Annotated in this window: 21 protein-coding genes; 14 read left to right on the forward strand and 7 right to left on the reverse strand. The window is 64.2% G+C overall.

The annotated features are described in order from the left end of the window. The first annotated feature begins 46 nt into the window (after window positions 1-46). Window positions 47-964 (forward strand): 5-dehydro-4-deoxyglucarate dehydratase, encoded by a 918-nt coding sequence (gene kdgD / locus U5A52_RS29380; RefSeq protein ID WP_321937182.1) that lies wholly within the window; start codon window positions 47-49, stop codon window positions 962-964. Window positions 965-1,078: 114 nt separating this feature from the next. Here kdgD and U5A52_RS29385 read toward each other — a convergent pair whose 3' ends face one another. Together U5A52_RS29385 and U5A52_RS29390 are read right to left on the reverse strand one after the other, a co-directional pair. Further along, entirely contained in the window at window positions 1,079-1,348 is a 270-nt protein-coding gene (locus U5A52_RS29385; RefSeq protein WP_321937183.1) for an H-NS family nucleoid-associated regulatory protein, read from the reverse strand. An 85-nt stretch (window positions 1,349-1,433) separates the two neighbouring features. Further along, window positions 1,434-2,156: a cytochrome b/b6 domain-containing protein gene (locus tag U5A52_RS29390; protein WP_321937184.1), complete on the reverse strand. Its 723-nt coding sequence runs from the start codon at window positions 2,154-2,156 to the stop codon at window positions 1,434-1,436. A gap of 180 nt (window positions 2,157-2,336) precedes the next feature. On the opposite strand from U5A52_RS29390, the gene U5A52_RS29395 reads away from it, so the two are divergent. After that, entirely contained in the window at window positions 2,337-2,936 is a 600-nt protein-coding gene (locus tag U5A52_RS29395) for a TMEM175 family protein (RefSeq protein WP_321915416.1), read from the forward strand. Between the two features lie 54 nt (window positions 2,937-2,990). On the opposite strand, the gene U5A52_RS29400 is transcribed toward U5A52_RS29395, so the two are convergent. Continuing rightward, on the reverse strand, window positions 2,991-3,560 hold the full coding sequence (locus tag U5A52_RS29400) for a DUF4142 domain-containing protein (protein WP_321915415.1): 570 nt from the start codon (window positions 3,558-3,560) through the stop codon (window positions 2,991-2,993). Window positions 3,561-3,974: 414 nt separating this feature from the next. On the opposite strand from U5A52_RS29400, the gene U5A52_RS29405 reads away from it, so the two are divergent. Next, a complete protein-coding gene (locus U5A52_RS29405; RefSeq protein ID WP_321915414.1) occupies window positions 3,975-5,303 on the forward strand; it encodes an MFS transporter in 1,329 nt (442 codons plus the stop codon). 10 nt (window positions 5,304-5,313) lie between these two features. Then, a complete protein-coding gene (locus U5A52_RS29410; protein WP_321937187.1) occupies window positions 5,314-6,975 on the forward strand; it encodes a class I adenylate-forming enzyme family protein in 1,662 nt (553 codons plus the stop codon). 64 nt (window positions 6,976-7,039) lie between these two features. Here the strand turns inward: U5A52_RS29410 and metE are convergent, their stop codons facing one another. After that, entirely contained in the window at window positions 7,040-9,334 is a 2,295-nt protein-coding gene (gene metE, locus U5A52_RS29415) for a 5-methyltetrahydropteroyltriglutamate--homocysteine S-methyltransferase (RefSeq protein ID WP_321937189.1), read from the reverse strand. Between the two features lie 127 nt (window positions 9,335-9,461). On the opposite strand from metE, the gene U5A52_RS29420 reads away from it, so the two are divergent. From U5A52_RS29420 to U5A52_RS29430, 3 genes are all read left to right on the forward strand, one after another. Next, window positions 9,462-10,370 carry a LysR family transcriptional regulator gene (locus U5A52_RS29420; protein ID WP_321915411.1) on the forward strand — a complete coding sequence of 303 codons (909 nt, stop codon included), beginning with the start codon at window positions 9,462-9,464 and terminating at the stop codon, window positions 10,368-10,370. Between the two features lie 238 nt (window positions 10,371-10,608). Then, window positions 10,609-11,559 carry a choline ABC transporter substrate-binding protein gene (locus U5A52_RS29425; RefSeq protein ID WP_321915410.1) on the forward strand — a complete coding sequence of 317 codons (951 nt, stop codon included), beginning with the start codon at window positions 10,609-10,611 and terminating at the stop codon, window positions 11,557-11,559. A gap of 99 nt (window positions 11,560-11,658) precedes the next feature. Beyond that, window positions 11,659-13,305 carry an APC family permease gene (locus U5A52_RS29430; RefSeq protein ID WP_415774071.1) on the forward strand — a complete coding sequence of 549 codons (1,647 nt, stop codon included), beginning with the start codon at window positions 11,659-11,661 and terminating at the stop codon, window positions 13,303-13,305. A gap of 157 nt (window positions 13,306-13,462) precedes the next feature. Here U5A52_RS29430 and betA read toward each other — a convergent pair whose 3' ends face one another. From betA to betI, 3 genes are read right to left on the reverse strand one after another with little or no spacing between them, the layout of a single operon-like run. After that, window positions 13,463-15,190 (reverse strand): choline dehydrogenase, encoded by a 1,728-nt coding sequence (betA, locus tag U5A52_RS29435; RefSeq protein ID WP_321937191.1) that lies wholly within the window; start codon window positions 15,188-15,190, stop codon window positions 13,463-13,465. A gap of 11 nt (window positions 15,191-15,201) precedes the next feature. Next, window positions 15,202-16,671: a betaine-aldehyde dehydrogenase gene (gene betB / locus U5A52_RS29440; RefSeq protein WP_321937192.1), complete on the reverse strand. Its 1,470-nt coding sequence runs from the start codon at window positions 16,669-16,671 to the stop codon at window positions 15,202-15,204. A 19-nt stretch (window positions 16,672-16,690) separates the two neighbouring features. Then, on the reverse strand, window positions 16,691-17,305 hold the full coding sequence (gene betI / locus U5A52_RS29445) for a transcriptional regulator BetI (protein WP_321937194.1): 615 nt from the start codon (window positions 17,303-17,305) through the stop codon (window positions 16,691-16,693). Window positions 17,306-17,651: 346 nt separating this feature from the next. Between betI and U5A52_RS29450 the strand changes: the two genes are divergently transcribed. The 7 genes from U5A52_RS29450 (at window position 17,652) to U5A52_RS29480 (ending at window position 26,121) form a co-directional block, all read left to right on the forward strand. Continuing rightward, on the forward strand, window positions 17,652-18,794 hold the full coding sequence (locus U5A52_RS29450) for a porin (protein ID WP_321915406.1): 1,143 nt from the start codon (window positions 17,652-17,654) through the stop codon (window positions 18,792-18,794). A 203-nt stretch (window positions 18,795-18,997) separates the two neighbouring features. After that, entirely contained in the window at window positions 18,998-20,383 is a 1,386-nt protein-coding gene (locus U5A52_RS29455) for an L-serine ammonia-lyase (protein ID WP_321915405.1), read from the forward strand. Between the two features lie 38 nt (window positions 20,384-20,421). Further along, the gene (locus tag U5A52_RS29460) at window positions 20,422-21,666 is read left to right on the forward strand and encodes a sarcosine oxidase subunit beta family protein (protein ID WP_321915404.1); all 1,245 of its coding nucleotides are present in this window, start codon (window positions 20,422-20,424) and stop codon (window positions 21,664-21,666) included. A 13-nt stretch (window positions 21,667-21,679) separates the two neighbouring features. Further along, complete coding sequence (locus U5A52_RS29465; RefSeq protein ID WP_321937196.1) at window positions 21,680-22,003, forward strand: sarcosine oxidase subunit delta; 324 nt, start codon at window positions 21,680-21,682, stop codon at window positions 22,001-22,003. Next, a complete protein-coding gene (locus U5A52_RS29470) occupies window positions 22,000-25,008 on the forward strand; it encodes a sarcosine oxidase subunit alpha family protein (protein ID WP_321937198.1) in 3,009 nt (1,002 codons plus the stop codon). Before U5A52_RS29465 ends, U5A52_RS29470 begins: the two co-directional genes overlap by 4 nt. Next, the gene (locus U5A52_RS29475; protein WP_321937200.1) at window positions 24,998-25,633 is read left to right on the forward strand and encodes a sarcosine oxidase subunit gamma; all 636 of its coding nucleotides are present in this window, start codon (window positions 24,998-25,000) and stop codon (window positions 25,631-25,633) included. Before U5A52_RS29470 ends, U5A52_RS29475 begins: the two co-directional genes overlap by 11 nt. After that, window positions 25,630-26,121, forward strand: coding sequence for a dihydroneopterin aldolase (locus tag U5A52_RS29480; RefSeq protein WP_321937202.1), 492 nt, complete (start codon window positions 25,630-25,632; stop codon window positions 26,119-26,121). The genes U5A52_RS29475 and U5A52_RS29480 overlap by 4 nt, the downstream gene beginning before the upstream one ends. Window positions 26,122-26,146: the final 25 nt, after the last annotated feature.

Genomic DNA, 26,146 nt, shown 5'->3' on the forward strand with positions numbered 1-26,146 from the left:
ACCTTCGACTGAACACCTTTACTGACTTCGCAACAGGATCAAGACCATGACCACGCCGCAAGAACTCAAGCAAATCGTCTCCGAAGGCCTGCTTTCGTTCCCCGTGACCGACTTCGACGCGCAAGGCAACTTCCGCGCGAACACGTACGCCGAGCGCCTTGAATGGCTGGCCCCGTATGGCGCGAGCGCGCTGTTCGCGGCGGGCGGCACGGGCGAATTCTTCTCGCTCACGAAGAGCGAATACTCGCAGGTCATCAAGACGGCCACCGAAACCTGCAAGGGCAAGGTGCCGATTCTCGCGGGCGCGGGCGGCGCGACGCGCGTGGCGATCGAATATGCGCAGGAAGCCGAGCGCAACGGCGCGCAGGGCATTCTGCTGATGCCGCACTACCTCACGGAAGCCTCGCAGGAAGGCATTGCCGCGCACGCCGAGCAGGTCTGCAAGGCCGTGCCGAACATGGGCGTCATCATTTACAACCGCGCCAATTCGAAGCTGAACGCGGACATGCTCGAGCAACTCGCCGATCGCTGCCCGAACCTGATCGGCTTCAAGGACGGCGTGGGCGAAATCGAGGCGATGGTGACGATCCGCCGGCGTCTGGGCGACCGCTTCTCGTACCTGGGCGGCCTGCCCACGGCCGAGGTCTATGCAGCGGCGTACAAGGCGCTGGGCGTGCCCGTGTATTCGTCGGCAGTGTTCAACTTCATTCCGAAGACGGCCATGCAGTTCTATCGCGCGATTGCCGCCGACGACCACGCGACGGTCGGCAAGCTCATCGACGAATTCTTCCTGCCGTACCTCGCGATCCGCAATCGCCGTGCGGGCTACGCGGTGAGCATCGTGAAGGCGGGCGCGAAGCTCGTGGGCCACGACGCCGGCCCCGTGCGCGCGCCGCTCACCGACCTCACGCAAGAGGAAGTGGTGCAGCTCGACGTGCTGATCAAGAAGCTCGGCGCGCAGTAACGCGCCCGGTGTTCACGCCATGCTCGCGCCAGCCGGCGCGTGGCATGGCTGGCTGCACGACACGCGACAGGGCCCTTGCGGCCCTGTTTGCGTATGAAGCGCGAATGCGGTTGGTCAGGCGTTGTCGGCGGTGTCGCCGAACAGGTCCAGATTGGCGCGCTCGCGCTTTTTGCCTTCATTGCCTTCATTGCCTTCGGTCTTGCGCGCGCGGCGCACGGCTTTTTCGCGGCGCGGCTTGCCGAACACCTCGTCGGGCGTGAAGCCGAATTCGGCGATTGCCGCGCGCACGGTAGCCAGCGCCTCGTGGGCCGCTTCGGCGCGCGCCGCTTCGATGCGCTCGTCAAGCTCGCGCTTCTGGGCGAGCAATTCGCGGTAGGTAGCCATCAATCATTCTTGTCGAGTGAAAACGAGCCGCTGATTTTACGCGCTGTGCGGGCTTCGCGTGGGTTTGACACATCAATTTGCGGCATCACACATAGGCGGCGAGGAGGGCGGTCACGACGCCCGATAACCCCATCAGCAAGGCCGCGAGCCAGAGCGATCCGCGCGCGGGCGCACGCACCGAGGCGGGCAAGCGCTTTTTACCGCTTACCATCGGGCCGATCAGATTGTGGCCTTTCACGAGTGCATAGACGGCAATCGCGCACACGTGCAGCACGACGGCCGCCGCGAGCAGATCCCAGCCCCACGCGTGCAGGCCGGCGATGGCATTGGCGATTTTTGCGGGCACGATTTCGCTGAGCGGGCCTTCGTCGGCGATATCGTTGTTGTCGTAGAGTCCGGTGAGCGTTTCGATTAGCAGCAGTGCGAGCAGCAGCAGAACCATCCAGCCGCCCGCCGCGTTGTGGCCCACCTGCACGTCGGGCTCGTGCCGCAACACGTGGCGCAGATGTTCGATCGCCCTGCGCGGCGAGGCGACGAAGCGCGAGAAGCGCGCCGTCTCGCTGCCGAAGCACCCCCACAGAATGCGAAACAGCACGAGCGCGAGCAGCGTCTCGCCAAGGCGCACGTGCATCTGCATCCAGTTCATGCGCTGCGTGACGTAAGCGGCGGCCACGAGCACGACGCTCAGCCAGTGGAAGAGCCGCGTGGGCAGGTCCCAGACGCGCACGCGGCGGTCCGGGCGTTCAGCGTGTTCGGGGTGCTTGGGGTGCTCGGGGCGGTTGCGGGATGCGGAGGTCGGGGCGTTCATGATCCGTGGCTGGCTTTCTGGCGGGCGTGGCGCTCAAAGGCATCATAGGTCAGGAACGCTTGCGCGCCATGTGCAGCGCACGATACGCAACCGTGTTGCCCCCGCGGCTACGTGGCGTCGCGCCGCGACTTCGGCCATACTTGCCGCTTGCCTTACATCCCTTGCAGACCGATCCCACAGATGGAAAAAAATCGACTCGAAGCATTCAGCGATGGCGTGCTCGCCATCATCATCACGATCATGGTGCTGGAACTCAAGGTGCCGCACGGCGACACGCTCGCCGCGCTCGCGCCGCTCTGGCCGGTTTATCTGAGCTATGTGCTGAGCTTCATCTACGTGGGCATCTACTGGAACAACCATCACCATATGCTGCAGGTGGCGCGCCGTGTGAACGGCTCCGTGCTCTGGGCCAACCTGCATCTGCTGTTCTGGCTTTCGCTGCTGCCGTTCACCACGGGCTGGATGGGCGAGAACGAATTCGGACGCTGGCCGACCGCGCTTTACGGCGTGAACCTGCTGCTCTGCGCGGTGGCCTATGTCGTGCTGCAATTCACGCTTGTGCGCTATCACGGCACGCAAAGCCCGCTTGCCATTGCATTGGGCAGTGACGTGAAGGGCAAGATTTCGCCAGTGATTTATCTGGCCGGGTTTGCGCTTGCAGCGCTCGACTATCCCCGCGTTGGCGCGATTTTCTATTTCATTGCGGCGTTGCTCTGGCTCGTGCCCGATCAACGCATGGAGCGGCTGGCTCTCGCCGCGAGCGAAAAGAAGGAAGAGTAAACGCCAAAGGGGCCGGCGCGCGAGCGGCCGGCCCCTTTGCGCATCACATCGTCATCAGCCTGCCAGGTGCTTGCGCTTGGCAAGTTCCTGCGCCTTGGCATAGTCGGCCTGGATCACGGGCAGGCCTTCCGTTGCGGCCTTCTTGAGGCCCGCGTCGCGGCCCGAGGCGATCTCCGCCTGGAACGCCGAGAGCGTTTTCTGCTGGCCGGCCAGCGCGACCTGCTCGATATACGTCTTGTCGAAATCCGCGCCGCGCAAATTGTTGATGCTGCTGATCACCGCCGCATCCGGGTCGTTGCGCGGCACGTCAACGCCGCGCGGGCTCGCCGCGCGCATCGAGTCGGAGAGCTTCGAATAGTCGGCCACCAGTTTTTCCGCGAAGGCCTTCACTTCGCGGTCGGTCGAGCGCGAGTCGGCAATGCGCGCGGCGTCGCGCTGCGTGGCGACGGTTTGCGTGCCGTCTGCGATGAAGGCCTTGTCGGCTTCGTGAAGCCGAACGGCCGCGCCCGAGGTGGAGGCAGAAGCCGCGGAAGGCGCGGGGGTCTGCGCATGAGCGCTCAGCGAAACGGCGCAAAGGCTGGCGGCCGAAGCCGCGATGAGCGAGGCAAGCGAGAGGCGAGTCATGTGAACTCCTTTCTGCATAGTTGGTATCGATTACGCGCGCAGTGCCGCGCCATTCCATGTGGCATGTGGTGCGGCTTTGTGCGCGACCGTTCTGGCGTGTCAGCCTTGCTGCTCAACGGTCTGAGGAATTCTATGAACTCGCTTGCCATTCAGGTGAAACGATTGCTTCGCTTGTGTAACGGTTGGTAAGAGAGCATGCGAGAGCCATAACGATCCGCGTATTCACATCGACGTCATGGGTTTATGCAAAACGGCGTTCTCCATTCGCGTCAACCGGCGCACAATGTCCCTCGCGCGTATTGTTGCCCCCACAGCGAAAAGTCCCACGATGTGGGCACGAACGCGGTTTGAGTCCCACGAGCGCGCGCAAAAAGCGCGCGCAAAAAAAACGTAGGCCAACGAGGAGGAGACAGGATGGACGACAAACTGGTTGCACCCGCATCCACCAGCACGCCGGCAGCCTCAACCACCGCCGCCGCGAACTTTCGCTGGCGCGTGCTGATCTGGCTGCTGTTCGGCGGCATCATCAACTACCTCGATCGCGCGAATCTCGCGATCGCCGCACCCGGCATGATTCACGACCTGGGCCTCACGCGCACGCAAATCGGCCTGCTGGGCACCGTGTTCGCCTGGACCTACGCGGTCATGCAATTGCCTGCGGGCTGGATCATCGACCGCTTCGGCGCGAAGCGCGCCTATGCAGTGGGCATGATCTGGTGGAGCGTGGCGACGTGGCTCACCGGCGTGGTCGGCTCGATCTCGGGCCTCATCGTCATGCGCGCGCTGCTTGCCGTGGGCGAGGCGCCGTGCTGGCCGACCTCCGCGAAGATCACGGCGGCATGGTTTCCCGCCAAGGAGCGCGGCTTTGCCACCGGCATTTGGGATTCGTCGTCGAAGTGGGGGCCTGCGCTCGCACCCGCCGTGCTGGTCGCGCTGATGATTGCCTTCGGCTGGCGCTCGCTTTTTCACGTGACGGGCGCTATCGGCATTGTCTTTGCGGTGCTGTTTCTGTTTCTCTATCGCAACCCCGTGCAGAGCAAGCGGCTCACGCGCGAGGAGTTCGCCTACATCGAAGCGGGCGGCGGCGGCCACGAGCGTTCGCTCACGACCGCGCCCATTCGCTGGCGCGCGCTGTTCGCTTCGCGCAGCGTGTGGGGCATGATTTTCGGTTACTTCTGCGCAATCTGGCTGTGGAATATCTTTCTCGTGTTCCTGCCGCTCTATCTGCTCGATCGCTTTCATATTTCGTTCGCACAACTGGGCTTCTACGCAAGTATTCCGTGGTTCGGCGGTGCGGCCGGCGAGATCGTCGCGGGCTGGATCGCCAAGAAGCTCGTAGATCGGCATGTGGCAACGCCCATGGTCGCCAAGCGCTTGCTGATCGTGGTGGGCGCGATTGGCGCGGGCGTGTGCGCGGCGGCGTTGCCGCTCGCGGGCACGATCGGCGCGAGCGTTGCGCTGATGACGCTGGGGCTCGCGTTCATCGCCGCCACCATCGGCAACGCGTGGGCGCTCGCCGCCGACATCGCGCCGTCTTCGATGGTCGCTTCCGTGAGTTCGATCCAGAACTTCGGCGGCTATTTCGGCGGCGCGTTCTCGCCGGTCGTGGCGGGCTTTATCGTCGACCGCACGGGATCGTATTCGCTCGCGTTCATCATGGGCGGTGCGATTGCGGGGTGCGCAGCGCTGTTCTACTGGTTCATGGCGCGCAAAACGGTGGGTCAGCCGGCCGAAGCGGCTTGAGGAGGCCAACGTGAACGCCTACGAAAGCTTTCCCTGGCGCACGCTATACGACACCGGTATCCAGGCGAATCCTCAGCAGGACTATGCGAACGGTCTGGACATGTTCGCGGCGGCGCTCGCTCGCGCGCCGCACGAAAGCGCGCTGCTTTACTTCGACGGCAGGCTCGACTGGCAGGCGCTCGACGCGTGGAGCGACCGCATCGCCTGCGTACTGATTGACGAAGGCGTGCAGCGCGGCGATCGTGTGGCGCTTTACTTGCAGAACGTGCCGCAGTTCGTGATGGCCTTGCTCGGCATCTGGAAAGCGGGCGCCGTGATGGTGCCGGTCAATCCGATGAACCGTGCGCGCGAACTGAAACTGCTGCTCGACGATTCGCAAACGCGCGCGCTGATCTGCGATGCCGCGCTCGAAGGCGATGTCGTTCGCGAAGTGCTAGCGGGCATCGAAGCCGATGGCAACGCCGCGCCGCGTGTACTGAGCACGCGCGCGCGTGCGCTGCAAACACGCGACGATCCACGCGTGTTCGGTGCACACGGCGAAGAGAGCGGGGAGGCACGCGATCTTTTGCAGGCAGCCCAGTCCGTGCAGAAAGGGCGCAAGCCGCCGCCAGTCACGCTTGCGGCGAGCGACCCCGCCATGCTCGTCTATACCTCGGGCACGAGCGGCCGCCCGAAAGGCGCGATCTGCACGCACGGCAATTTCGCGTTCAACGCGCAGACCTACCGCGACTTCTGCGGCCTGCGCGAAGGCGGCCCGATACTGGGCGTCGCGCCGCTCTTTCACATTACCGGCCTGGTTGGCCATATTGGCGCGGCGTGGATTGCGCGCGCACCGCTCATTCTCACGCACCGCTTCGACCCGGCAGCCACGCTCGACGCCGTCGAGGAGCACCGCGCGGAGTTCACCATCGGCGCGATCACAGTGTTCATCGCGCTGCTGCATCACGCCGATGCAACCCGCGAGAACCTGGCCACGCTCACGAAGATCTATTCGGGCGGCGCTCCCATCGCGCCGAGCGTGGTGGAGGCGTTCCGCGCGAAGTTCGGCCACGTGATCCACGGCGCCTACGGGCTCACCGAAACGAATTCGCCCACGCACATGGTGCCGCTCGGAAAGATGGCGCCCGTCGATCCGCGCAGCGGCGCGCTCGCCATGGGCGTGCCGGTGCCGGGCGCCGAAGCGGCGATCGTCGGCGACGACGGACAGGTGCTCGCGGCCGGTGAAACGGGCGAGATCGTCTGCCGTGGACCGATGGTCGTGCCCGGGTACTGGAACAACGCGGCAGAGACGGCCCATGTGTTTCGCGGTGGCTGGTTCCATACCGGCGACGTCGGCTTCATGGACGAAGCGGGCTGGTTCTATCTCGTCGACCGCAAGAAGGACATGATCAACGCGGCCGGCTTCAAGGTTTGGCCACGCGAAGTGGAAGACGTGCTTTACGGCCATCCTGCGGTGCGCGAAGCGGCCGTGGTGGGCGTGCCCGATCCCTATCGCGGCGAAACCGTGAAGGCCGTGGTGAGCCTGCGTGCGGGCGCAGTGGCCGATGCGGCGGAGTTGATTGCGTTCTGCAAGGCGCGCATGGCGGCGTACAAGTATCCGCGCATCGTCGAGTTCCGCGACGAGTTGCCGAAGACGGCTACGGGGAAGATATTGCGGCGGGAGCTAAGGTAACGGTTGCGCGAGCAACTTGATCAGGACGCGCCCCGAGACCGGCCCGGGGCGCATTTTGGCAAACTTATTGCACCTGACTGCGCAGCGCCTTGGCGGCAGCAACCATGTTGGTCAGCGCAGGAACGACCTCCGCCCACTGTCGCGTCTTCAACCCGCAGTCCGGATTGACCCACAGACGCCCAGCCGGAATACGCTCGGCGGCCTTCTGCATCAGTTGCACGATGTGCGCTTCGGTCGGGATATTCGGCGAGTGAATGTCGTACACACCCGGTCCGATTTCGTTCGGATACTTGAAGTTGTCGAACGCGTCGAGCAGTTCCCTATCCGAGCGCGACGTCTCGATCGTAATGACGTCCGCATCCATATCGGCGATCGACGCGATGATGTCGTTGAACTCCGAATAGCACATATGCGTGTGGATCTGCGTTTCGTCTTCCACGCCGTTCGCGGTGATGCGGAACGATTCCACGGCCCAGCGCAGATACTCGCCCCACTGTGCGCGGCGCAGCGGCAAACCTTCGCGCAGCGCGGCTTCGTCGATCTGGATCACGCCCACGCCGGCCTTCTCCAGGTCGAGCACTTCTTCGCGAATGGCGAGCGCGAGCTGGTAGCACGAGACCGAACGCGGCTGGTCGTCACGCACGAAGGACCAGTTGAGAATCGTCACCGGGCCCGTAAGCATGCCCTTCATGGGCTTGTTCGTGAGCGATTGCGCATAGGTGATCCATTCCACGGTCATTGCCTTCGGGCGGCTGATATCGCCGAACAGAATGGGCGGTTTCACGCAGCGCGAGCCGTACGACTGTACCCAGCCGAACTGGCTGAACGCGTAGCCGTCTAGCTGCTCGCCGAAGTATTCGACCATGTCGTTGCGCTCGGCTTCGCCGTGCACGAGCACGTCGAGGCCCAGTTGCTCCTGCTCGCGCACGCTGCGTTCGATTTCGGCGCGCATGGCGGCCTCGTAGCCCACGTTGTCGAGCGCGCCGCTTTTGAACTGGCTGCGCGCCTGGCGGATCTCCGCCGTTTGCGGGAACGAGCCGATCGTCGTGGTCGGGAAGGCGGGCAGCTTCAGGCGTGCGGCCTGTTTCGCGGCGCGCTCGGCGTAAGCGTGCTGGCGATTGCCGAGTTGCGCGTCGATGCGCGCGATCGCGGCCTTCACCGCGGGGTTGTTCACGCGCGGCGACTGGCGGCGCGCTTGTACGGCGGCGGCGTTCGCGGCGAGTTCGGCGGCGACCTTGTCGCGGCCACCCTTCAGCGCCGTGGCGAGCACCTTTACTTCGTCGAGCTTTTGCAGCGCGAAGGCGAGCCACGAACGGATTTCAGCATCGAGCTTTTCTTCGCTCGCGAGATCGACCGGCACGTGCAGCAGCGAGCACGAAGGCGCGATCCAGAGGCGCTCGCCCAATTGCTTCACGAGCGGTTCGAGCCATTCGAGCGCCGCGTTCAGGTCGGTCTTCCAGATGTTGCGGCCGTTGATCGCGCCCACCGAAAGCACGCTCTGCGCAGGCAGCTTTTGCGCGGCCAGCGCGACTTCCGTGCGGGCGTTGATCGCGTCGACATGCAGGCCGTCGACGGGCAGTGAGCACGCGAGGTCTAGATTTTCCTGTAGTTCTCCGAAGTACGTGGCCAGCAACAGCTTGACGCTGCGCAGCTCGAACCCTTCATAGGCTGTCGCAAATGCCGCGCGCCATGCCGGATCGAGTTCGGTCACGAGTATCGGCTCGTCGATCTGCACCCACTCGACGTCCATCACGCGGAAGTAGTCGAGCAGCGCGCGATACACGGGCATGAGGCGTGGCAGCAGTGCAAGCTTGTCGGAGTCGTCCTTGGCCTTGCCGAGCCACAGGTAAGTGAGCGGCCCGATGATCACGGGCTTGGCCTTCACGCCCAGTTCGCGCGCTTCGCGCAGCTGTTCGGAAAGACGCGACGTGTCGAGGTTGAATTGCGTATCGGCCGTGAATTCGGGGACGATGTAGTGATAGTTCGTGTCGAACCACTTCGTCATTTCGCCGGCCGCAACGCCGCCGCAGCAAGCGGCATGGTCCTCGGCGCCATGGGCCGAGCGGCCGCGCGCCACGCGAAAGTAGTTGTCGAGCTTGTCGCCATGGAAGCCCTGCGCGCGCCCGGGCAGGTTGCCGAGCGTGAAGCTCATGTCGAGCACCTGGTCGTAGAACGCAAAGTCGCCGGCGGGCACGAAGTCGAGACCCTTCTGGTTTTCCCAATGCCGTGCGCGCAGTTGCACGCCAAGCGCCTTCAGTTCGTCGCGTGAAGATTCGCCTTTCCAGTAGCGTTCCAGACCGAATTTGAGCTCGCGTTTCGCGCCGATGCGCGGGAAGCCGAGATTGTGCGTGGTGACCATGTGCGTTGCCGTCCGAAATGAAGGTGCTGAAAACGATCCAGAGTGGCAGCGATCATAGAGGTATTCGATGATGAATAAAAATGGCATTATTTCATCCATCCATTAGTTTTATTCATCTGTTATTTCCATGCTCGAACGTGTTCATCTTGTCATCGTCCGCGAAGTTGCCCGCCAGGGCTCGCTTACCGCAGCCGCGGAGTCGCTTTTTCTCACGCAGTCGGCCCTAAGCCACACGGTCAAGAAAATCGAGCAGCAGCTCGGCACCCCGATCTGGGACCGTGAGGGCCGCAGCCTGCGGCTGACGCAGGCCGGGCAGTACCTGCTGTCATTGGCCGAACGGCTTTTGCCCCAGTTCGAACTCGCGGAAGAACGCATGAAGCAGTACGCGGCGGGCGAGCGCGGCACGCTGCGCATCGGCATGGAATGCGCGCCGTGCTATCAGTGGCTGCTCAAGGTGGTGTCGCCGTATCTGGCACGCTGGCCCGATGTCGACGTGGACGTGAAGCAGCGTTTTCAGTTTGGCGGCATCGGCGCGTTGATCGGCTATGACATTGACGTGCTCGTCACGCCCGATCCGCTCATCCGGCCCGGACTGCGTTTCGATCCGGTATTCGACTACGAACAGGTGCTGGTGGTCGCCGAAGACCATCGGCTCGCGAACGTGCGCTATGTGAAGCCCGAGCAGCTGATCGACGAAACGCTCATCACGTATCCCGTGGATACCGACCGGCTCGATATCTACAACCAGTTTCTGCGGCCCGCGAGCATCACGCCGCGCCGTCACAAGACGATCGAAACGACCGACATCATGCTGCAGATGGTCGCGAGCCATCGCGGCGTGGCCGCGTTGCCGCGCTGGCTCGCGGAAGAGTACGCAGACCGCATGCCGCTTGCGATCGTGAAGCTCGGCAAGCAGGGCATTGCGAAGCAGATCTTTCTCGGCACGCGGGAGGGCGACGCCGTGGTCGATTACCTGAAATCCTTCGTCGAATTCGCGCGCGACCCTGTCTGGCAAACGCCCCGCGTGCAAGGCTGATGCCGCGCGGCGCATGTAAAGCCTTACGTTTTTAAAATGAAAGGAATGCAGCCTAAGTTCGTATATTGATCGTTCAATTAACTTAAAGCTGCTGTTCAGCGGGCTCCGCTGGAATCGCTTGTCGCTTCTGCGCAATTGCTCGTCGCAATTGCTACGTTAGTCCGCTTTTTGCCGGACAACTATGTGTCATGAGACTTCATGACCCAGCGACGCAGTTCGATTCCTCGAGGAGATGACGATGTGCCGATTCCCCCTGCTTAAGACAGGCGCGCTCGCGTGCGCCGCAGTCCTCAGCGCCAGCGCCTTCGCGGCCGATCCCGCCGCATGCAAGGACGTGCGTTTCGCCGACGTGGGCTGGACCGATATCGCGGCGACCACGGGCGTTGCATCGACGATTCTCGGGGCGCTGGGCTATACGCCGACGAAAACGATCGCCTCGGTGCCGATCACGTTCGCCGGGCTCAAGAGCAAGCAGATCGACGTATTTCTCGGCTACTGGTCGCCGACCATGGACCCGATCATCGAGCCCTTTACGAAAGCGGGCTCGATCAAGGTCCTCTCGACGCCGAATCTCACGGGCGCGAAATACACGCTCGCCGTGCCCGATTATGTCTACCAGGGCGGCCTGAAATCGTTCCAGGACATTGCGAAATTCGCGGACAAACTGCAAGGGCGCATTTACGGCATCGAACCCGGCAACGACGGCAACGCGCTGATCCAGAAGATGATCGGCGCAAACCAGTACGGACTCGGCAAATTCAAGCTCGTCGAGTCGAGCGAAGCGGGCATGCTCGTGCAGGTGAACCGCGCCGTGCGCGAGAAGCAATGGATCGTGTTCCTCGGCTGGGAGCCGCATCCGATGAACGTGCAGATGAAGATCGACTATCTCTCTGGCGGCGACGACGTGTTCGGGCCCAATTACGGCGCGGCGCGCGTGCTGACCGCCGAACCGCCCGACTATGCGGCGCGCTGCCCGAACGTGGCGAAGTTCGTCTCCAATCTGCAGTTCACGACCGCCATCGAGAACCATTTGATGGTGCCGATCGCCAACAAGGAAGACCCCAACAAGGCCGCCGCCGACTGGCTGCGCGGCAATCCGCAGGTGCTCGACAACTGGCTCGCCGGCGTGACCACGCTGGACGGCAAGCCGGGCCTGCCTGCCGTGCGCGCCTCGCTGGGCGTGCATTGACGTGCCCTGGTCCGCGGTGAAAGCCGCGGACCACCCTGCGGTACATCCCTATTTGCGCGGCAATTTTGGTTGATTAGCGTTCAAAAGAGGAGGAGGCAGATGGAGCAAGCGGGAATTGGGACGCACGGCGCCGAGGAGAGCGCCGCACGAGGCGGTCATGGCCATGCGCTGCAGCGCGGCCTTACATGGAAAGATGCGTTCTGGGTGACGAGCGGCGTGCCCGCGGGCGTGCTGTTCACGATTGGCGGCGTATGCGCGACGATCGGCCAGCCAGCCTGGGCCATCTGGATCGCGTCGATCACGATGGGCCTCGTGCAAAGCGCCACGTACGCCGAGATTTCAGGGCTCTTTCCGCATAAATCGGGCGGTGCTTCGGTGTACGGAGCAATTGGCTGGGTGCGCTACAGCAAGATGATCGCGCCGGTTTCCGTGTGGTGTAACTGGCTCGCGTGGTCGCCCATGCTCGCGCTGGGCTGCGGACTCGCCGCGAACTACGCGCTCGCCACGCTGTTTGCGCCCGAGGCGGCCATCATGCAGTGGCACTGGACGCTCGCGAACCTCGACTTCATCAAACCGGGTCTCACCCTGCGCATCAACGCCACCTTCCTGATCGCAGCGGCGTTCCTGCTCATCACCTTCCGGCTTCAGCATAGCGGCGCTTCCAAGGCCGCGAAAACGCAGAAGATTCTGGGCATTGCTTCGCTCACGCCGCTTTTGATCGTCGGACTCGTGCCGTTCGTCACGGGTGACGTGCCTGCAAAACATCTGTTTCCGCTGCTGCCGCTCGGGCACGATGCGCATGGCAATCTGACGGCGTCGGTTTTCGGCGCATGGAACGGGCAGGGCGTGGTCATGGCGCTGGGCGCGATGTTCATGGCGGGATGGGCGTCATACGGTTTTGAAACGGCAGTGTGCTATACACGCGAGTTTCGTGACCCACGGCGCGATACGGCGAGGGCGATTTTCTGGTCGGGCGCGCTTTGCCTCGTTGTCATGACGCTCGTGCCGCTCGCGTTTCAGGGGTCGCTCGGCACCGCGATGATGCTCGATCCGCGCATCGGCGACGGCACGGGCGTGGGCACCGCCATGGCCGCAATGGTGGGCGGCGGCGCCTGGGTGGGCAACGCCGTGGTGGTCATGCTCATGCTGTCCATTTTGCTGATCGTGATGACGTCGATGATGGGCTCATCGCGCACGCTCTATCAGGCTTCGGTGGATGGCTGGCTGCCGCGCTATCTCTCGCGGGTGAACGAGCATGGTGCGCCGACGGCGGCGATGTGGACCGATCTCGGCTTCAATCTCGTCCTGCTCGCGATGTCGGACTATATGACGGTCCTGTCGATCTCGAACGTCTGCTACATGTTGTTCGTTTTCCTGAATTTGCAGTCGGGATGGATTCACCGCATGGACCGTGGCGCGTGGGCGCGTCCGTTTCGTTGCCCGACGTGGCTGCTCGCGCTGGGTGCGCTGTGCGGGTATGCGAACCTCGTGTTCGTCGGTGCTGGCGCCAATCTGCAAGGAGAGGGCACGCTGCGCGATGGCCTCATTGCGATGCTGCTGATCGTGCCGGTGTTTGCATTCCGGCATTACTGGCAGGATCGCGGGCGGTTTCCGGCCGGCAGTGCGCTCGATATGGAAGTGAGCGTGCCGGCGCGCAGCCGGTGGTTGAATCTCGCGCCTTACGGCGCGCTCGTTGCGGCGGCGCTGACGATCGCGGTTTCGCATTGGCTGGCCGCTTCGGTCTGAGTTGGCTTCAGTAATTGGCTTCAGTGTTGGCGGCATCATGCGGGCTAGTTGCCCGTGTGGTGCCGCTTTTTTGTTGCCTTGCGCGCACACGGTCTGAAGGCAACAAAAAAGGCGGCGCGCAGATCCCCGCGCGCCGCCTCTGGCCGATAAGCGTGTCTTAAAGCGTCACTGCGCGTACTTTTTCCGTACGCGCCGCGCCATTCGAGGCGGACATTCCCGCACCCCGAGCCGGCGCCCCGTTCGCCACGAAATACGGCGCATGCGAACGCGCCAGCGCGTCACGCCCGCGAATCCGGTCCGCAATCTTCTCCGCGATCATGATCGTCGGTGCGTTGAGGTTGCCGGTGGTAATGCGCGGCATGATCGACGCATCCACGACGCGCAGCCCGTCAACGCCATGCACGCGGCCTTCGCCGTCCACCACGGCCATATCGTCGTAACCCATCGCACACGAGCACGACGGGTGATAGGCGGTTTCCGCGCGGTTGCGCACGAAAGCATCGATCTCTGCATCGGTCTTGAGCGCCGCGCCGGGGTTCAACTCGCGTCCGCGAAAACGGTCGAGCGCAGGCTGCGCAATGATTTCGCGGGTGATGCGGATCGCGTCGCGGAATTCGCGCCAGTCGAGCGCTTCGGCCATGTAGTTGAAGAGAATCGACGGATGCTGGCGCGGATCGCGCGAGCGCAGCTTCACGCGCCCGCGGCTCGGCGAGCGCATCGAGCCCACGTGCGCCTGGAAGCCGTGCATCTTGATCGCATTGCTGCCGTTGTAGTTGATCGCAACCGGCAGAAAATGATACTGAAGGTTCGGCCACGGATCGTCGTCGCGTGTGCGGATAAAGCCGCCCGCCTCGAAATGATTGCTCGCGCCAATACCGGTGCCGCGCAGCATCCATTCAATGCCGATGGCCGGTTGATTGCGCATGAGCAGCGCAGGATAGAGCGAGACTGGCTCCTTGCACTCGTACTGCATGTACATTTCCAGGTGGTCCTGAAGATTCTGACCCACGCCCGGCAGATCGAGCACAACGGGGATGTCGAGTTCGCGCAGCCATGCGCCAGGACCGACGCCCGAACGCTGCAGAATTTGCGGCGAGGCGATCGCGCCCGCGCACAGCAGCACTTCGCGGCGCGCATAGCGCGTCACGCGCGCGGGCCCATCGAGAAAGACAACGCCGCACGCCCGCTTGCCGCTGAACAGAATGCGGTCCGTCACGGCATGCGTGACGATGTCGATGTTCGGCCGATGCTTTGCCTGATCCAGATAGCCGCGCGCGGTGCTCGCGCGCCGGCCTTTGGCGGTCACGGTGCGATCCATCGGCCCGAAGCCTTCCTGGCGGTAGCCGTTGAGGTCGTCGGTGCGGGCGTAGCCTGCCTGCACGCCGGCTTCGATCATCGCTTCGAAGAGCGGATTCACGCCCGGCTTGCTCGTTGTCACGTGAACGGGACCTTCGCCGCCGTGATAATCGTTCGCGCCGACGTCGCGCGTTTCGGCCTTGCGGAAATAGGGCAGGCAGTCCAGATAGCTCCAGTTTTCCAGGCCTTTGCGCTCGGCCCAGCCGTCGTAGTCGAGCGCATTGCCGCGTATGTAGCACATGCCGTTGATGAGCGACGAGCCGCCCAGCCCCTTGCCGCGCCCGCATTCCATGCGCCGGTTGTTCATGTGCGGCTCGGGGTCGGTTTCATAGGCCCAGTTGTAGCGGCGCCCTTGCAACGGGTACGCGAGCGCCGCGGGCATCTGCGTGCGGAAATCGAAGCGGTAATCGGGGCCGCCCGCTTCCAGCAGCAGCACCGTCGCGTCGCGGTCTTCGGTGAGGCGCGCGGCGAGCACATTGCCCGCCGACCCTGCGCCAATGATGATGTAGTCGTACTCTTGCGCTGCCATGCAGGACTCCCTCAGAAAACGGGCTGATACGGTCCCAGTTCCACCTGGACGGATTTGATGCGCGTGTAGTGTTCGAGCGTCGTGATGCCGTTTTCGCGGCCCACGCCCGATTGCTTGTAGCCACCCACGGGCATTTCGGCGGGCGACTCGCCCCACGTGTTGATCCAGCAGATGCCGGCTTCGAGCCGATGAATCACGCGGTGCGCGCGCGAAAGGCTTTCCGTCACGACGCCGGCGGCCAGGCCGTACAGCGATTCGTTGGCGCGCGCGATGACTTCGGCTTCGTTGGCGAAGGCGAGAATGCTCATCACCGGGCCGAAAATTTCTTCCTGCACGATGCGCATGTCGTCGCGGCAGCCGGAGAACACGGTGGGCTGCACGTATTGACCGCGCGCGAACTCGCCCTGGGTGAGGCGCGCGCCGCCCGCGATCAGCCGCGCGCCTTCGCGCTTGCCGCTCTCGATGTAGCCGAGCACCTTGTCGAGTTGCGCGGCGCTCGCGAGCGGCCCGAAGTTGGTGGCGGGATCGGCGGGATGGCCCACGCGGATGCGCTGCACGCGTTCGAGCACACGTGCTTCGAACGCGGCAATCACGGATTGGTGAACGAACACGCGCGTGGCGTTGGTGCACACCTGGCCGGCGCTGAAAAAGTTGGCGGTCACGGCGATATCGGCGGCGCGATCGAGGTCGGCGTCTTCGAAGACGATGAGCGGCGACTTGCCGCCCAGTTCCATCGTGACTTCCTTGAGCGTGGAGCCGCCTGCGGCCGCCATGACCTTCTTGCCCGTTTCGACGCCGCCCGTGAAGGAAATCTTTTCGATGCCGGGGTGCATGCTCAGCATGGCGCCCACGCGGCCGTCGCCATGCACCACGTTGAACACGCCCGGCGGCACGCCCGCCTCGATATAAATCTCGGCGAGTTTCGAAGCCGAAAGCGGGGTGATCTCGCTCGGCTTGAAGATCATCGCGTTGCCGGCCGCAAGCGCAGGCGCCGACTTCCAGCAGGCGATCTGCAGCGGGTAGTTCCACGCGCCAATGCCGGCCGTGACGCCCAGCGGCTCGCGCCGCGTGTAGACGAACGAGGTCTCGCGCAGCGGAATCTGCTGGCCTTCCAGCGCGGGTGCGAGACCCGCGTAGTACTCGATCACATCCGCGCCGGTGACGATATCCACGCTGCGCGTTTCGGCGATCGGCTTGCCCGTGTCGCTCGTTTCGAGCGCCGCGAGTTCGTCGTTGCGCTCGCGCAGCAGCTCGACCGCGCGCCGCAGCACGCGCGAGCGCTGCATCGCGGTCATGGCCGCCCAGACGCGTTGGCCGGCGCGCGCTGATTGCACCGCACGGTCGATGTCGGCGGCGCTCGCGTGCTGCACGGTGGCGAGCCTCATGCAGGTGGCGGGATCGTAGGTGTCGAACGTCTCGCCGCTGGAGGCGTCGGTGTAGTCGCCGTCGATAAAGAGGCGTTGCAGGGGAAAGAGAGACATCGATAGGCTCCGGGCCGGGTTATTTGGCCGACTTGCCTGAGCGCGACTTCGTGCGCGCTTCGAGCAGCAGGTCGATGTAGTCGTTGGCCACGCGCAGCGCAGCCTTCGTGTCGAACGGTTCGCCCGTGAGTGCGCCGCGCAGCCACAGGCCGTCGATCAGCGCGGCGAGCCCGCTCGCGGCGCGCCGGGCCGCGGCGCCTGGCAGCACCTTCTCGAACTCCGCGCAGAGGTTCGAATGCAGCCGCCGCGTGTTGACGCGCTGCAGCCGGCGCAGCGCGGGCTGATGCATGCTCTCGGCCCAGAACGCGAGCCACGTCTTCATGACGGGCGAGTTCACCTGCGAAACGTCGAAGTTGGCCGCAACGATGGCGCGCAGGCGCGCGCGCGGCTCGTCTTTCGCGGCGAGGCGCCTGCGCACCGTGGCTTCCCAAAGGTCGTGCAGCACGTGGCGCATGGTGGCTTCGAGCAGGCCGTCCTTGCCGCCGAAATAGTGACTGACGATGCCGGTGGAAATTTTCGCGTGCTGCGCGACGGTGGCGAGCGTGGTGCCCGAGAGACCCGACTGGTCGATCGATTGCAGGGTCGCGTCGATGAGTTGCGCGCGACGCACGTCGCGCATTCCGATCTTGGGCATGGGGATTCCGGGCAATGCGGGAAGGTTTCCACTCTAGGTATTTTTTATTGAATGTTCAATCAATAAAAACGTAGAAATGGCGGGATCGGCGGATTTTACAAAGTCCGCGTCGGATTACCGATGATCGCGACCGCGCAATGCCTCGCGAGGCCCGCCACACAACGGTTTGCGCCTGTTTTTCAGGCCTTTTTTCGCTGCGGGCGTGTCGCGTTAGCGCCAGCGCGTGTCGTGTCTGCGCAAGTCGGGTGAGATTTGGACTTGTACGTTTTGATCCACCGCGCAAGACGCCACGCGCTTTCTGTGCGGCCCGACAACCTGTATCGCCAGACAAGAGAGACCCGACATCATGAGAAAACCGAATGCGGTGGCACTGAGCGGCATCGCGATGGCATTGAGCGCTGTTTCGACCGCAAGCCATGCCCAAAGCAGCGTCACCCTGTACGGGATCATCGACGCAGGCGTGACGTACGTGAGCAATGCGGGCGGTTCGCATCAAGTGAAATTCGACGACGGCATTGCTCAGGCGAACCGCTGGGGCCTCAAGGGCACCGAGGATCTCGGCGGCGGGTTGAAGGCCGTGTTCCAGCTCGAGAGCGGCTTTCACCTTGGCAACGGGCAGATCGCCAACGGCGGCTCGCTTTTCGGCCGTCTCGCTTATGTCGGACTCCAGAACGATTGGGGCACGCTCACGTTCGGCAATCAGGCCGACATGACGCAGGAGTTCGTGTATCTCTACAACGTCACGGCGTGGGCGAGCGGCTACGCGATCAACCAGGGCGACTTCGACCGCATGAACGGCGACCATCTGCCGAACGCCGTGAAGTTCATGTCGAACACGTTCGGCGGATTCCAGTTCGGCGGCATGTACTCGTTCAGCAACACGCCCGGCGACTTTCACACCGGCAGCGCCTGGAGCGCGGGCGCACAGTACCAGAACGGCCCGTTCGCAATGGGCGCGGCCTACACCCAGCTCAACAACCCGTCGGGCATTTACGCGTTCGACCCGTACAACATGATCGGCGTGCGCACGTTCTTCGGCAGGCCGACCGTCAGCGTCGATCCGGCCACGGGCGCGGTCAGCTCGCTCTATAGCGAGACGCCGTTCCCCGTGGACAAGCAGGCGACCTTCGGCACCGGCGCGAGCTACGCGATCGGCGACGTCACGTTGATGGCCGCTTTCACGTACACGCAGATTAAGGCGTTCGGCGAGAGCGAGCACATGCAGGTGGGCGAAGGCGGCGCGAACTGGCAGGTCACGCCCGCGTTCAGCGTGGCGGGCGGCTACCAGTACACGCACTTCGACGGCCACCACTGGAACCAGATTTCGGCGGGCCTGCACTACCTGCTTTCGAAGACCACCGACGTTTATCTCTCGGGCGACTGGCTCAAGGCCTCGCAGGGTGTGGACGCGGTGATCGGCTACAGCTTCACGCCTTCTTCGACCACCACGCAGGCCGATGTGCGCGTGGGCTTGCGGCATTCGTTCTGACCGCGCAGACGGATGTTTTTCCGCCGCAAGACCTCGGGAAAACCCGCAGTGCAACCCTGGCGCAACGCGCGCCCGAGTTGCCCGAAGCCCCGTCTGGCGGGGCCGTCCAACGGCGATGGCGTTTTTGTTCTATCGGCTGCCACGGCCTCTTTGGTCTACTTGCACTCAAGCTCATCCATGCGCTCAGCGCGAAGGGAAGTCAGATGAACGTCAGCGTTTTCGACCTGTTCAAGATCGGAATCGGTCCGTCCAGCTCGCACACGGTCGGCCCCATGGTCGCTGCGTGCCGCTTCGCGTCCCATATCGAGGACGCCAATCTGCTCGCCTTTGTGCGCCGCGTCAAAGTCGAGCTGTACGGCTCGCTCGGCGCGACGGGCAAGGGCCACGGCACCGACAAGGCCGTGCTGCTCGGCCTCGAAGGCAACTTGCCCGACTCGGTCGATCCCGACCAGATCGAGCCGCGTCTGGCCGCCATTCGCCGCGAGAAGACGCTCGTGCTGCTCGGCAAGCAGACCATTCGCTTCGACGAAAAGGAGTGCATCGGCTTCTTTCGCAAGACGATGGGCGGCGCAAACACGCTGCACTCGAACGGCATGCGCTTTCAGGCCTTCGACGAAAACGGGCAGTTGCTCGTTGAAAAGGAGTACTACTCGGTGGGCGGCGGCTTCGTCGTGAATCGCGACGGCGACCGCGTCAACGGCGTGCGCAGCGGACGCGACGTGCCCTATCCGTTCCGCACGGGCGATGATCTGCTGCGCGTATGCAGCGAGAGCGGGCGTTCGATCGCCGAAGTCACGTTGGCAAACGAGTGCGCCGCGCGCTCGCCGGAAGACGTGCGCGAAGGGCTGCTCGCGATCTGGCGCGCGATGGCCGCCTGCGTGGAGCGCGGCTGCAAGATGCACGGCGAGCTGCCGGGCCCGATGCAGGTGAAGCGCCGCGCCGCCGATCTCTCGGTGCATCTGCGTTCGCGCTCGGAAGAATCGTTGCGCGATCCGCTTTCCATGCTCGACTGGGTCAACCTCTACGCGATGGCCGTGAACGAGGAGAACGCGGCGGGCGGCCGTGTCGTCACCGCGCCCACGAACGGCGCGGCGGGCGTGATTCCCGCGGTGCTGCACTACTACGTGAAGTTCGTTGCGGGCGCAAACGAAGACGGTATCGCCAACTTCCTGCTCACGGCTGCCGCCATCGGCATCATCTACAAGGAAACGGCGTCGATTTCAGGCGCGGAAGTGGGCTGCCAGGGCGAAGTGGGCGTGGCGTGCTCGATGGCGGCAGCGGCGCTTGCTGCCGTGATGGGCGGCACGCCTGCCCAGGTGGAGAACGCCGCCGAAATCGGCATGGAGCACAACCTCGGCATGACCTGCGACCCGGTGGGCGGCCTCGTGCAGATTCCGTGCATCGAGCGCAACGCGATGGGCGCGATCAAGGCGATCAACGCCGCGCGCATGGCGCTCAAGGGCAACGGCGAGCACTACGTCACGCTCGACAACGTCATCAAGACGATGCGCGAGACGGGCGCCGACATGAAGACGAAATACAAGGAGACGTCGCGCGGTGGTCTCGCCGTGAACGTCATCGAGTGCTAACGCAAGCTAATGGTAACGCGCAACAAGGGGTCTGCGAGATGAGCCGCTATTCGATATTCAGTCTGTTCCGCAACGGGTTGTCGTATCACGAGAACTGGGAGCGGCAGTGGAGAAGCCCGGAGCCGAAAAAGGAGTACGACGTCGTGATCGTCGGTGGCGGCGGGCATGGTCTCGCAACGGCCTATTACCTCGCGAAAGAGCACGGCGTGAAAAACGTCGCGATTCTGGAGAAGGGATGGATCGGCGGCGGCAATACGGCGCGCAACACGACCATCGTGCGCTCGAATTATTTGTGGGACGAGTCGGCGGCGCTGTATGAAAAGGCGATGAAGCTCTGGGAAGGGCTCTCGCAGGACCTCAACTACAACGTGATGTTCAGCCAGCGCGGCGTGATGAATCTCGCGCACACACTGCAGGACGTGCGCGACACCGAGCGGCGCGTGAACGCGAACCGCCTGAACGGCGTGGACGCCGAGTTCCTCACGCCCGAGCAGATCAAGGAAATCGAGCCGACCATCAACCTCAATAGCCGTTACCCCGTGCTGGGCGCCTCGATCCAGCGCCGCGCGGGCGTGGCGCGCCACGACGCCGTGGCATGGGGCTTCGCGCGCGGCGCGGACCAGCACGGCGTGGACATCATTCAGAACTGCCAGGTGACGGGCATTCGCCGCGACGGTGCGCGCGTGACGGGCGTGGATACGTCGAAGGGATTCATCAAGGCGAAAAAGGTCGCCGTGGTGGCGGCGGGCAACACCACGACGCTCGCGGACATGGCAGGCGTGCGTCTGCCGCTCGAAAGCCACCCGCTGCAGGCGCTGGTTTCGGAGCCGATCAAGCCGGTGGTCAACACCGTCATCATGTCGAACGCGGTGCACGCCTATATCAGCCAGTCCGACAAGGGCGATCTCGTGATCGGCGCGGGCGTGGACCAGTACACGGGCTTTGGCCAGCGCGGCAGCTTCCACATTATCGAGGGCACGTTGCAGGCCATCGTCGAAATGTTCCCGGTGTTTTCGCGCGTGCGCATGAACCGGCAGTGGGGCGGCATTGTCGATGTCTCGCCGGACGCCTGCCCGATCATCAGCAAGACCGACGTGAAGGGTCTCTATTTCAACTGCGGCTGGGGCACCGGCGGCTTCAAGGCGACGCCGGGCTCGGGCTGGGTGTTCGCGCACACCATTGCGAAGGACGAACCGCATCCGCTGAACGCGCCGTTCTCGCTGGACCGCTTCTATAGCGGCCATCTGATCGACGAGCACGGCGCAGCCGCCGTTGCGCACTAAAGGAGACCACACCATGTTGCTGATCGAATGTCCGTGGTGCGGTCCCCGCGCCGAAATCGAGTTCACCTGCGGCGGCGAGGCCGACATCGCGCGCCCGCTCGACACCGACCAGCTCACCGACGAGCAATGGGGCGACTACCTCTTCATGCGTCACAACCCGCGCGGTGTGCATAAAGAGCAGTGGCTGCACGCGCAGGGCTGCCGCCGCTGGTTCAAGGCGACGCGCGACACCGTCACCTACGAGATCCAGAGTTACGAGACCTTCGGCGCGCCGAGTGTGAAAAATGCGGTAGCAAATGAGGCGCAAGGCAACAAGCAAGGGAGCACGCAGCGATGAGCCAGAAGAACCGTCTGGGCGCCGGTGGGCGCGTCAACCGCGCGATTCCGCTGAACTTCACGTTCAACGGCCGCACGTATCAAGGCTTCCAGGGCGACACGCTCGCCTCCGCGCTGCTCGCCAACGACGTGCATTTCGTCGCGCGCAGCTTCAAGTACCATCGCCCGCGCGGCATCATGACGGCGGACGTGGCCGAGCCCAACGCCATCGTGCAACTCGAGCGCGGCGCGCATACGGTGCCCAATGCTCGCGCGACCGAAGTCGAGCTTTACCAGGGGCTCATTGCGACGAGCGTGAACGCCGAGCCCAGCCTCGAAAACGATCGCATGGCGATCAACCAGAAGTTCTCGCGTTTTTTGCCGGCGGGCTTCTACTACAAGACCTTCATGTGGCCGCGTAAATGGTGGCCGAAATACGAAGAAAAGATTCGCGACGCCGCGGGTCTCGGCAAAGCGCCCGAAGTGCGCGACGCCGACCGCTACGACAAATGCTTCGCGCATTGTGACGTGCTCGTGATCGGCGGCGGCCCCGCGGGTCTTGCGGCCGCCCATACGGCGGGCGCGAGCGGCGCACGCGTGATTCTCGTGGACGACCAGCGCGAACTGGGCGGCAGTCTGCTGTCGTGCAAGGCCGATATCGACGGACGTCCCGCATTTCACTGGGTCGAGAAGATCGAAGCCGAACTCAGGCAAATGCCCGACGTGAAGATCCTTTCGCGCAGCACGGCTTTCGGCTACCAGGATCACAATCTCGTGACCGTCACGCAGCGTTTGACGGAGCATCTGCCGGTTTCCACGCGCCAGGGTACGCGCGAACTGCTGTGGAAGATCCGCGCGAAACGCGTGATTCTCGCAACGGGTGCGCACGAGCGTCCCATCGTATTCGGCAACAACGATCTGCCGGGCATCATGATGGCGTCGGCGGTATCGACGTATATCCATCGCTATGGTGTGCTGCCGGGCCGCAATGCCGTCGTGTTCACGAACAACGACGCGGGCTACCGCTGCGCGCTCGACCTGAAGGCATGCGGTGCCACCGTCACCGTGGTCGATTCGCGCTCGCAGGGCAACGGCGCATTGCAGGCCGCCGCGCGCCGCCAGGGCGTAAAGGTAATGTACAACGCGGCCATTCATTGCGCGCATGGCAAGCAGCGCGTGAGTTCGGTCGATGTGGTCGGCTACGCGAACGGCCAGGCCGGCGCGCAGCAGGGCACGCTCGCATGCGATCTCGTTGCGGTGTCGGGCGGTTTCAGCCCCGTGCTGCACCTGTTCGCGCAGTCGGGCGGCAAGGCGCACTGGAGCGACGCGAAGGCGTGCTTCATGCCGGGCAAGCGCGTGCAGGAGGAAGTGAGCGTTGGCGCGGCGGTGGGCGAATTCGGCCTGGCCCGCGCACTCACGCAGGGTGTGGACGGCGGCATCGACGCGGTCAAGTCGCTCGGCTTCCCGGTCAAGCGGCCCACCGTGCCGAAGGCCGCCGAGGTTGCGGAAACGCCGCTTGAGGCGCTGTGGCTCGTCGGCAGCCGCAAGGACGCGGCGCGCGGGCCCAAGCAGTTCGTCGACTTCCAGAACGACGTTTCGGCCGCGGACATTCTGCTCGCCGCACGCGAAGGCTTCGAGTCGGTCGAACACGTGAAGCGCTACACGGCCATGGGTTTCGGCACCGACCAGGGCAAGCTCGGCAATATCAACGGCATGGCGATTCTCGCCAGCGCGCTCGGCAAGACGATTCCCGAAACGGGCACGACGACGTTCCGCCCGAATTACACGCCCGTCACGTTCGGCACGTTTGCGGGCCGCGAACTCGGCGACATGCTCGACCCGATCCGCAAGACCTGCATTCACGAATGGCACGTGCAGCATGGCGCGGAATTCGAGGACGTGGGCAACTGGAAGCGTCCGTGGTACTACCCGAAGAGCGGCGAGAATCTGCACGCAGCCGTGAAGCGCGAGTGCCTTGCGGTGCGCAACAGCGTGGGCATTCTTGATGCCTCTACGCTCGGCAAGATCGACATTCAAGGCCCCGACGCCGCGAAGCTGCTCAACTGGGTGTACACGAACCCGTGGCTCAAGCTCGAAGTGGGCAAGTGCCGCTACGGCCTGATGCTCGACGAAAACGGCATGGTGTTCGACGACGGCGTGACGGTGCGCCTCGGCCAGCAGCACTACATGATGACCACCACGACGGGCGGCGCCGCGCGCGTGCTCACGTGGCTCGAACGCTGGCTGCAGACCGAATGGCCCGATATGAAGGTGCGTCTGGCTTCCGTCACCGACCACTGGGCGACGTTCGCCGTGGTCGGCCCGAAGAGCCGCAAGGTGCTGCAGAAGGTGTGCAAGGACATCGACTTCGACAACGCCGCATTTCCGTTCATGTCGTATCGCAACGGCACGGTCGCGGGCGTGAAGTCGCGCGTCATGCGCATCAGCTTCTCGGGCGAGCTGGCCTATGAGGTGAACGTGCCGGCCAATGCGGGCCGCGCCGTGTGGGAGGCGCTGATGGAAGCGGGCGCCGAGTTCGACATCACGCCTTACGGCACGGAAACGATGCACGTGTTGCGTGCGGAGAAGGGCTACATCATCGTGGGCCAGGATACGGACGGGTCGGTTACGCCATTCGACCTCGGCATGGGCGGCCTGGTCTCGCAGACGAAGGACTTCCTCGGCCGCCGCTCGCTCAAGCGTTCGGACACCGCCAAGGAAAACCGCAAGCAGTTCGTCGGACTGCTAACGGACGACGCACAATACGTGTTGCCCGAAGGCGGCCAGATCATCGCGCCCGACGCGCAGGCGCGGCCCGATGGCACGACGCCGATGATCGGCCACGTCACGTCGAGCTACTACAGCCCGATCCTCCAGCGTTCGATTGCGCTCGCGGTCGTGAAGGGCGGCTTGAACAAGATGGGCGAGCGCGTGGTGATTCCCATGGCCGATGGCCGGCGCGTCAGCGCGCAGATCGCAAGCCCGATTTTCTACGACACGGAAGGAGTGCGTCAGCATGTTGAATGAAACGAAGGACCCCCTGCCGGTCGCGGAGCGCATCGTTGGCGTGCGCCTCGAGTCGCCGCTCGTCGGCGCAGCGGATCTGATCAAAGCGCAGGAAGGGCGCGCCTCGAAGGCGTTTGCCATGCGCGAGCTGCCGTTTCGCGACCTCGTGAACGTGCGCGGCGAATTGAGCGACCCGGCGTTCGTCACGGCGTTCGCCAGCGTAGTGGGCTGCGAGCCGCCCGCCGCGCCGAACACCGTCGCACGCAGCGATCAATACGACGTGCTCTGGCTCGGGCCCGATGAGTGGCTCGTGCGCTCGCTCGCACCGGTGCAAACCGGCATGCTCGAAGCGAAGCTCGCCGCCGTGCTTGGCGATGCTTATGCGGCGGCCGTGGACGTCGGCAGCGGCAGCACCGTGGTCGAGATCGAAGGCACGCGGGCGCGCGACGTGCTCTCGCGCGGCTGTCCGCTCGATCTGCATACGCGCCTGTTCAAGCCGGGGCAATGCGCGCAAAGCGTGTATTTCAAGGCGTCGATCGTGCTGATACCCACCGGGGACGACCGCTTCGAAATCGTCGTGCGCCGCAGTTTCGCCGATTACTTCTGCCGCATGATGGTCGACGCCGCGGCGTCGGTCGCGCCATGAAGATCGTCGATGCGGCGTTCGAGCCGGCGCTGGGTGCGATCGGGGCGCTCAGCCCGCACGACGAGCCACGCGGGCGCGGCTGGAGCGTGTTCGTCGAAGCGTTGAGCGTGCCGGCGCGCATCGGCATTTATCCGCACGAGCACGGCGCGCCGCAGCCGCTCGTGATCGACGCGCAGCTCGGCTATCGCTGCATGCCGCGCGAAAAGAGAGCAGCGGGTGAAGCGGGCGACTGGATCGACTACGACGGCTATTGCACACGTCTTGCGGATTTTCTTGGGCGCAAGCCGCATACGCGGCTGCTCGAAACGCTGGTGGCGGACATTGCAGCGTTTTCGTTTCGCGAATGGCCCGCGCTGGAAACGCTCAGGCTCGCGGTGCACAAGCCGAAGATCCGGCCGGGCACGCGGCGTGTGGGCGTGGCCCTCGACTGGACGCGCGCCGACTATCGACTATGGATTCGGGCCGATGGTGGCGGGCAGAACGCGTAGCCCGATGTCGGTGCAAAGCAAAGGT

The organism is Paraburkholderia sp. J8-2, assembly GCF_905220195.1.
Taxonomy (GTDB): Bacteria; Pseudomonadota; Gammaproteobacteria; order Burkholderiales; family Burkholderiaceae; genus Paraburkholderia.

Coding starts and splice junctions, on each gene's coding strand:
- U5A52_RS29400 (WP_321915415.1), bottom strand. CDS start 3,560: ATGACTCGCCTCTCGCTTGCCTCGCTCATCGCGGCTTCGGCCGCCAGC.
- U5A52_RS29430 (WP_415774071.1), top strand. CDS start 11,659: ATGGAGCAAGCGGGAATTGGGACGCACGGCGCCGAGGAGAGCGCCGCA.
- U5A52_RS29425 (WP_321915410.1), top strand. CDS start 10,609: ATGTGCCGATTCCCCCTGCTTAAGACAGGCGCGCTCGCGTGCGCCGCA.
- U5A52_RS29460 (WP_321915404.1), top strand. CDS start 20,422: ATGAGCCGCTATTCGATATTCAGTCTGTTCCGCAACGGGTTGTCGTAT.
- U5A52_RS29470 (WP_321937198.1), top strand. CDS start 22,000: ATGAGCCAGAAGAACCGTCTGGGCGCCGGTGGGCGCGTCAACCGCGCG.
- U5A52_RS29480 (WP_321937202.1), top strand. CDS start 25,630: ATGAAGATCGTCGATGCGGCGTTCGAGCCGGCGCTGGGTGCGATCGGG.
- U5A52_RS29390 (WP_321937184.1), bottom strand. CDS start 2,156: ATGAACGCCCCGACCTCCGCATCCCGCAACCGCCCCGAGCACCCCAAG.
- betB (WP_321937192.1), bottom strand. CDS start 16,671: ATGTCTCTCTTTCCCCTGCAACGCCTCTTTATCGACGGCGACTACACC.
- U5A52_RS29475 (WP_321937200.1), top strand. CDS start 24,998: ATGTTGAATGAAACGAAGGACCCCCTGCCGGTCGCGGAGCGCATCGTT.
- U5A52_RS29405 (WP_321915414.1), top strand. CDS start 3,975: ATGGACGACAAACTGGTTGCACCCGCATCCACCAGCACGCCGGCAGCC.
- U5A52_RS29395 (WP_321915416.1), top strand. CDS start 2,337: ATGGAAAAAAATCGACTCGAAGCATTCAGCGATGGCGTGCTCGCCATC.
- betA (WP_321937191.1), bottom strand. CDS start 15,190: ATGGCAGCGCAAGAGTACGACTACATCATCATTGGCGCAGGGTCGGCG.
- U5A52_RS29455 (WP_321915405.1), top strand. CDS start 18,998: ATGAACGTCAGCGTTTTCGACCTGTTCAAGATCGGAATCGGTCCGTCC.
- metE (WP_321937189.1), bottom strand. CDS start 9,334: ATGGTCACCACGCACAATCTCGGCTTCCCGCGCATCGGCGCGAAACGC.
- betI (WP_321937194.1), bottom strand. CDS start 17,305: ATGCCCAAGATCGGAATGCGCGACGTGCGTCGCGCGCAACTCATCGAC.
- U5A52_RS29465 (WP_321937196.1), top strand. CDS start 21,680: ATGTTGCTGATCGAATGTCCGTGGTGCGGTCCCCGCGCCGAAATCGAG.
- U5A52_RS29385 (WP_321937183.1), bottom strand. CDS start 1,348: ATGGCTACCTACCGCGAATTGCTCGCCCAGAAGCGCGAGCTTGACGAG.
- kdgD (WP_321937182.1), top strand. CDS start 47: ATGACCACGCCGCAAGAACTCAAGCAAATCGTCTCCGAAGGCCTGCTT.
- U5A52_RS29420 (WP_321915411.1), top strand. CDS start 9,462: ATGCTCGAACGTGTTCATCTTGTCATCGTCCGCGAAGTTGCCCGCCAG.
- U5A52_RS29450 (WP_321915406.1), top strand. CDS start 17,652: ATGAGAAAACCGAATGCGGTGGCACTGAGCGGCATCGCGATGGCATTG.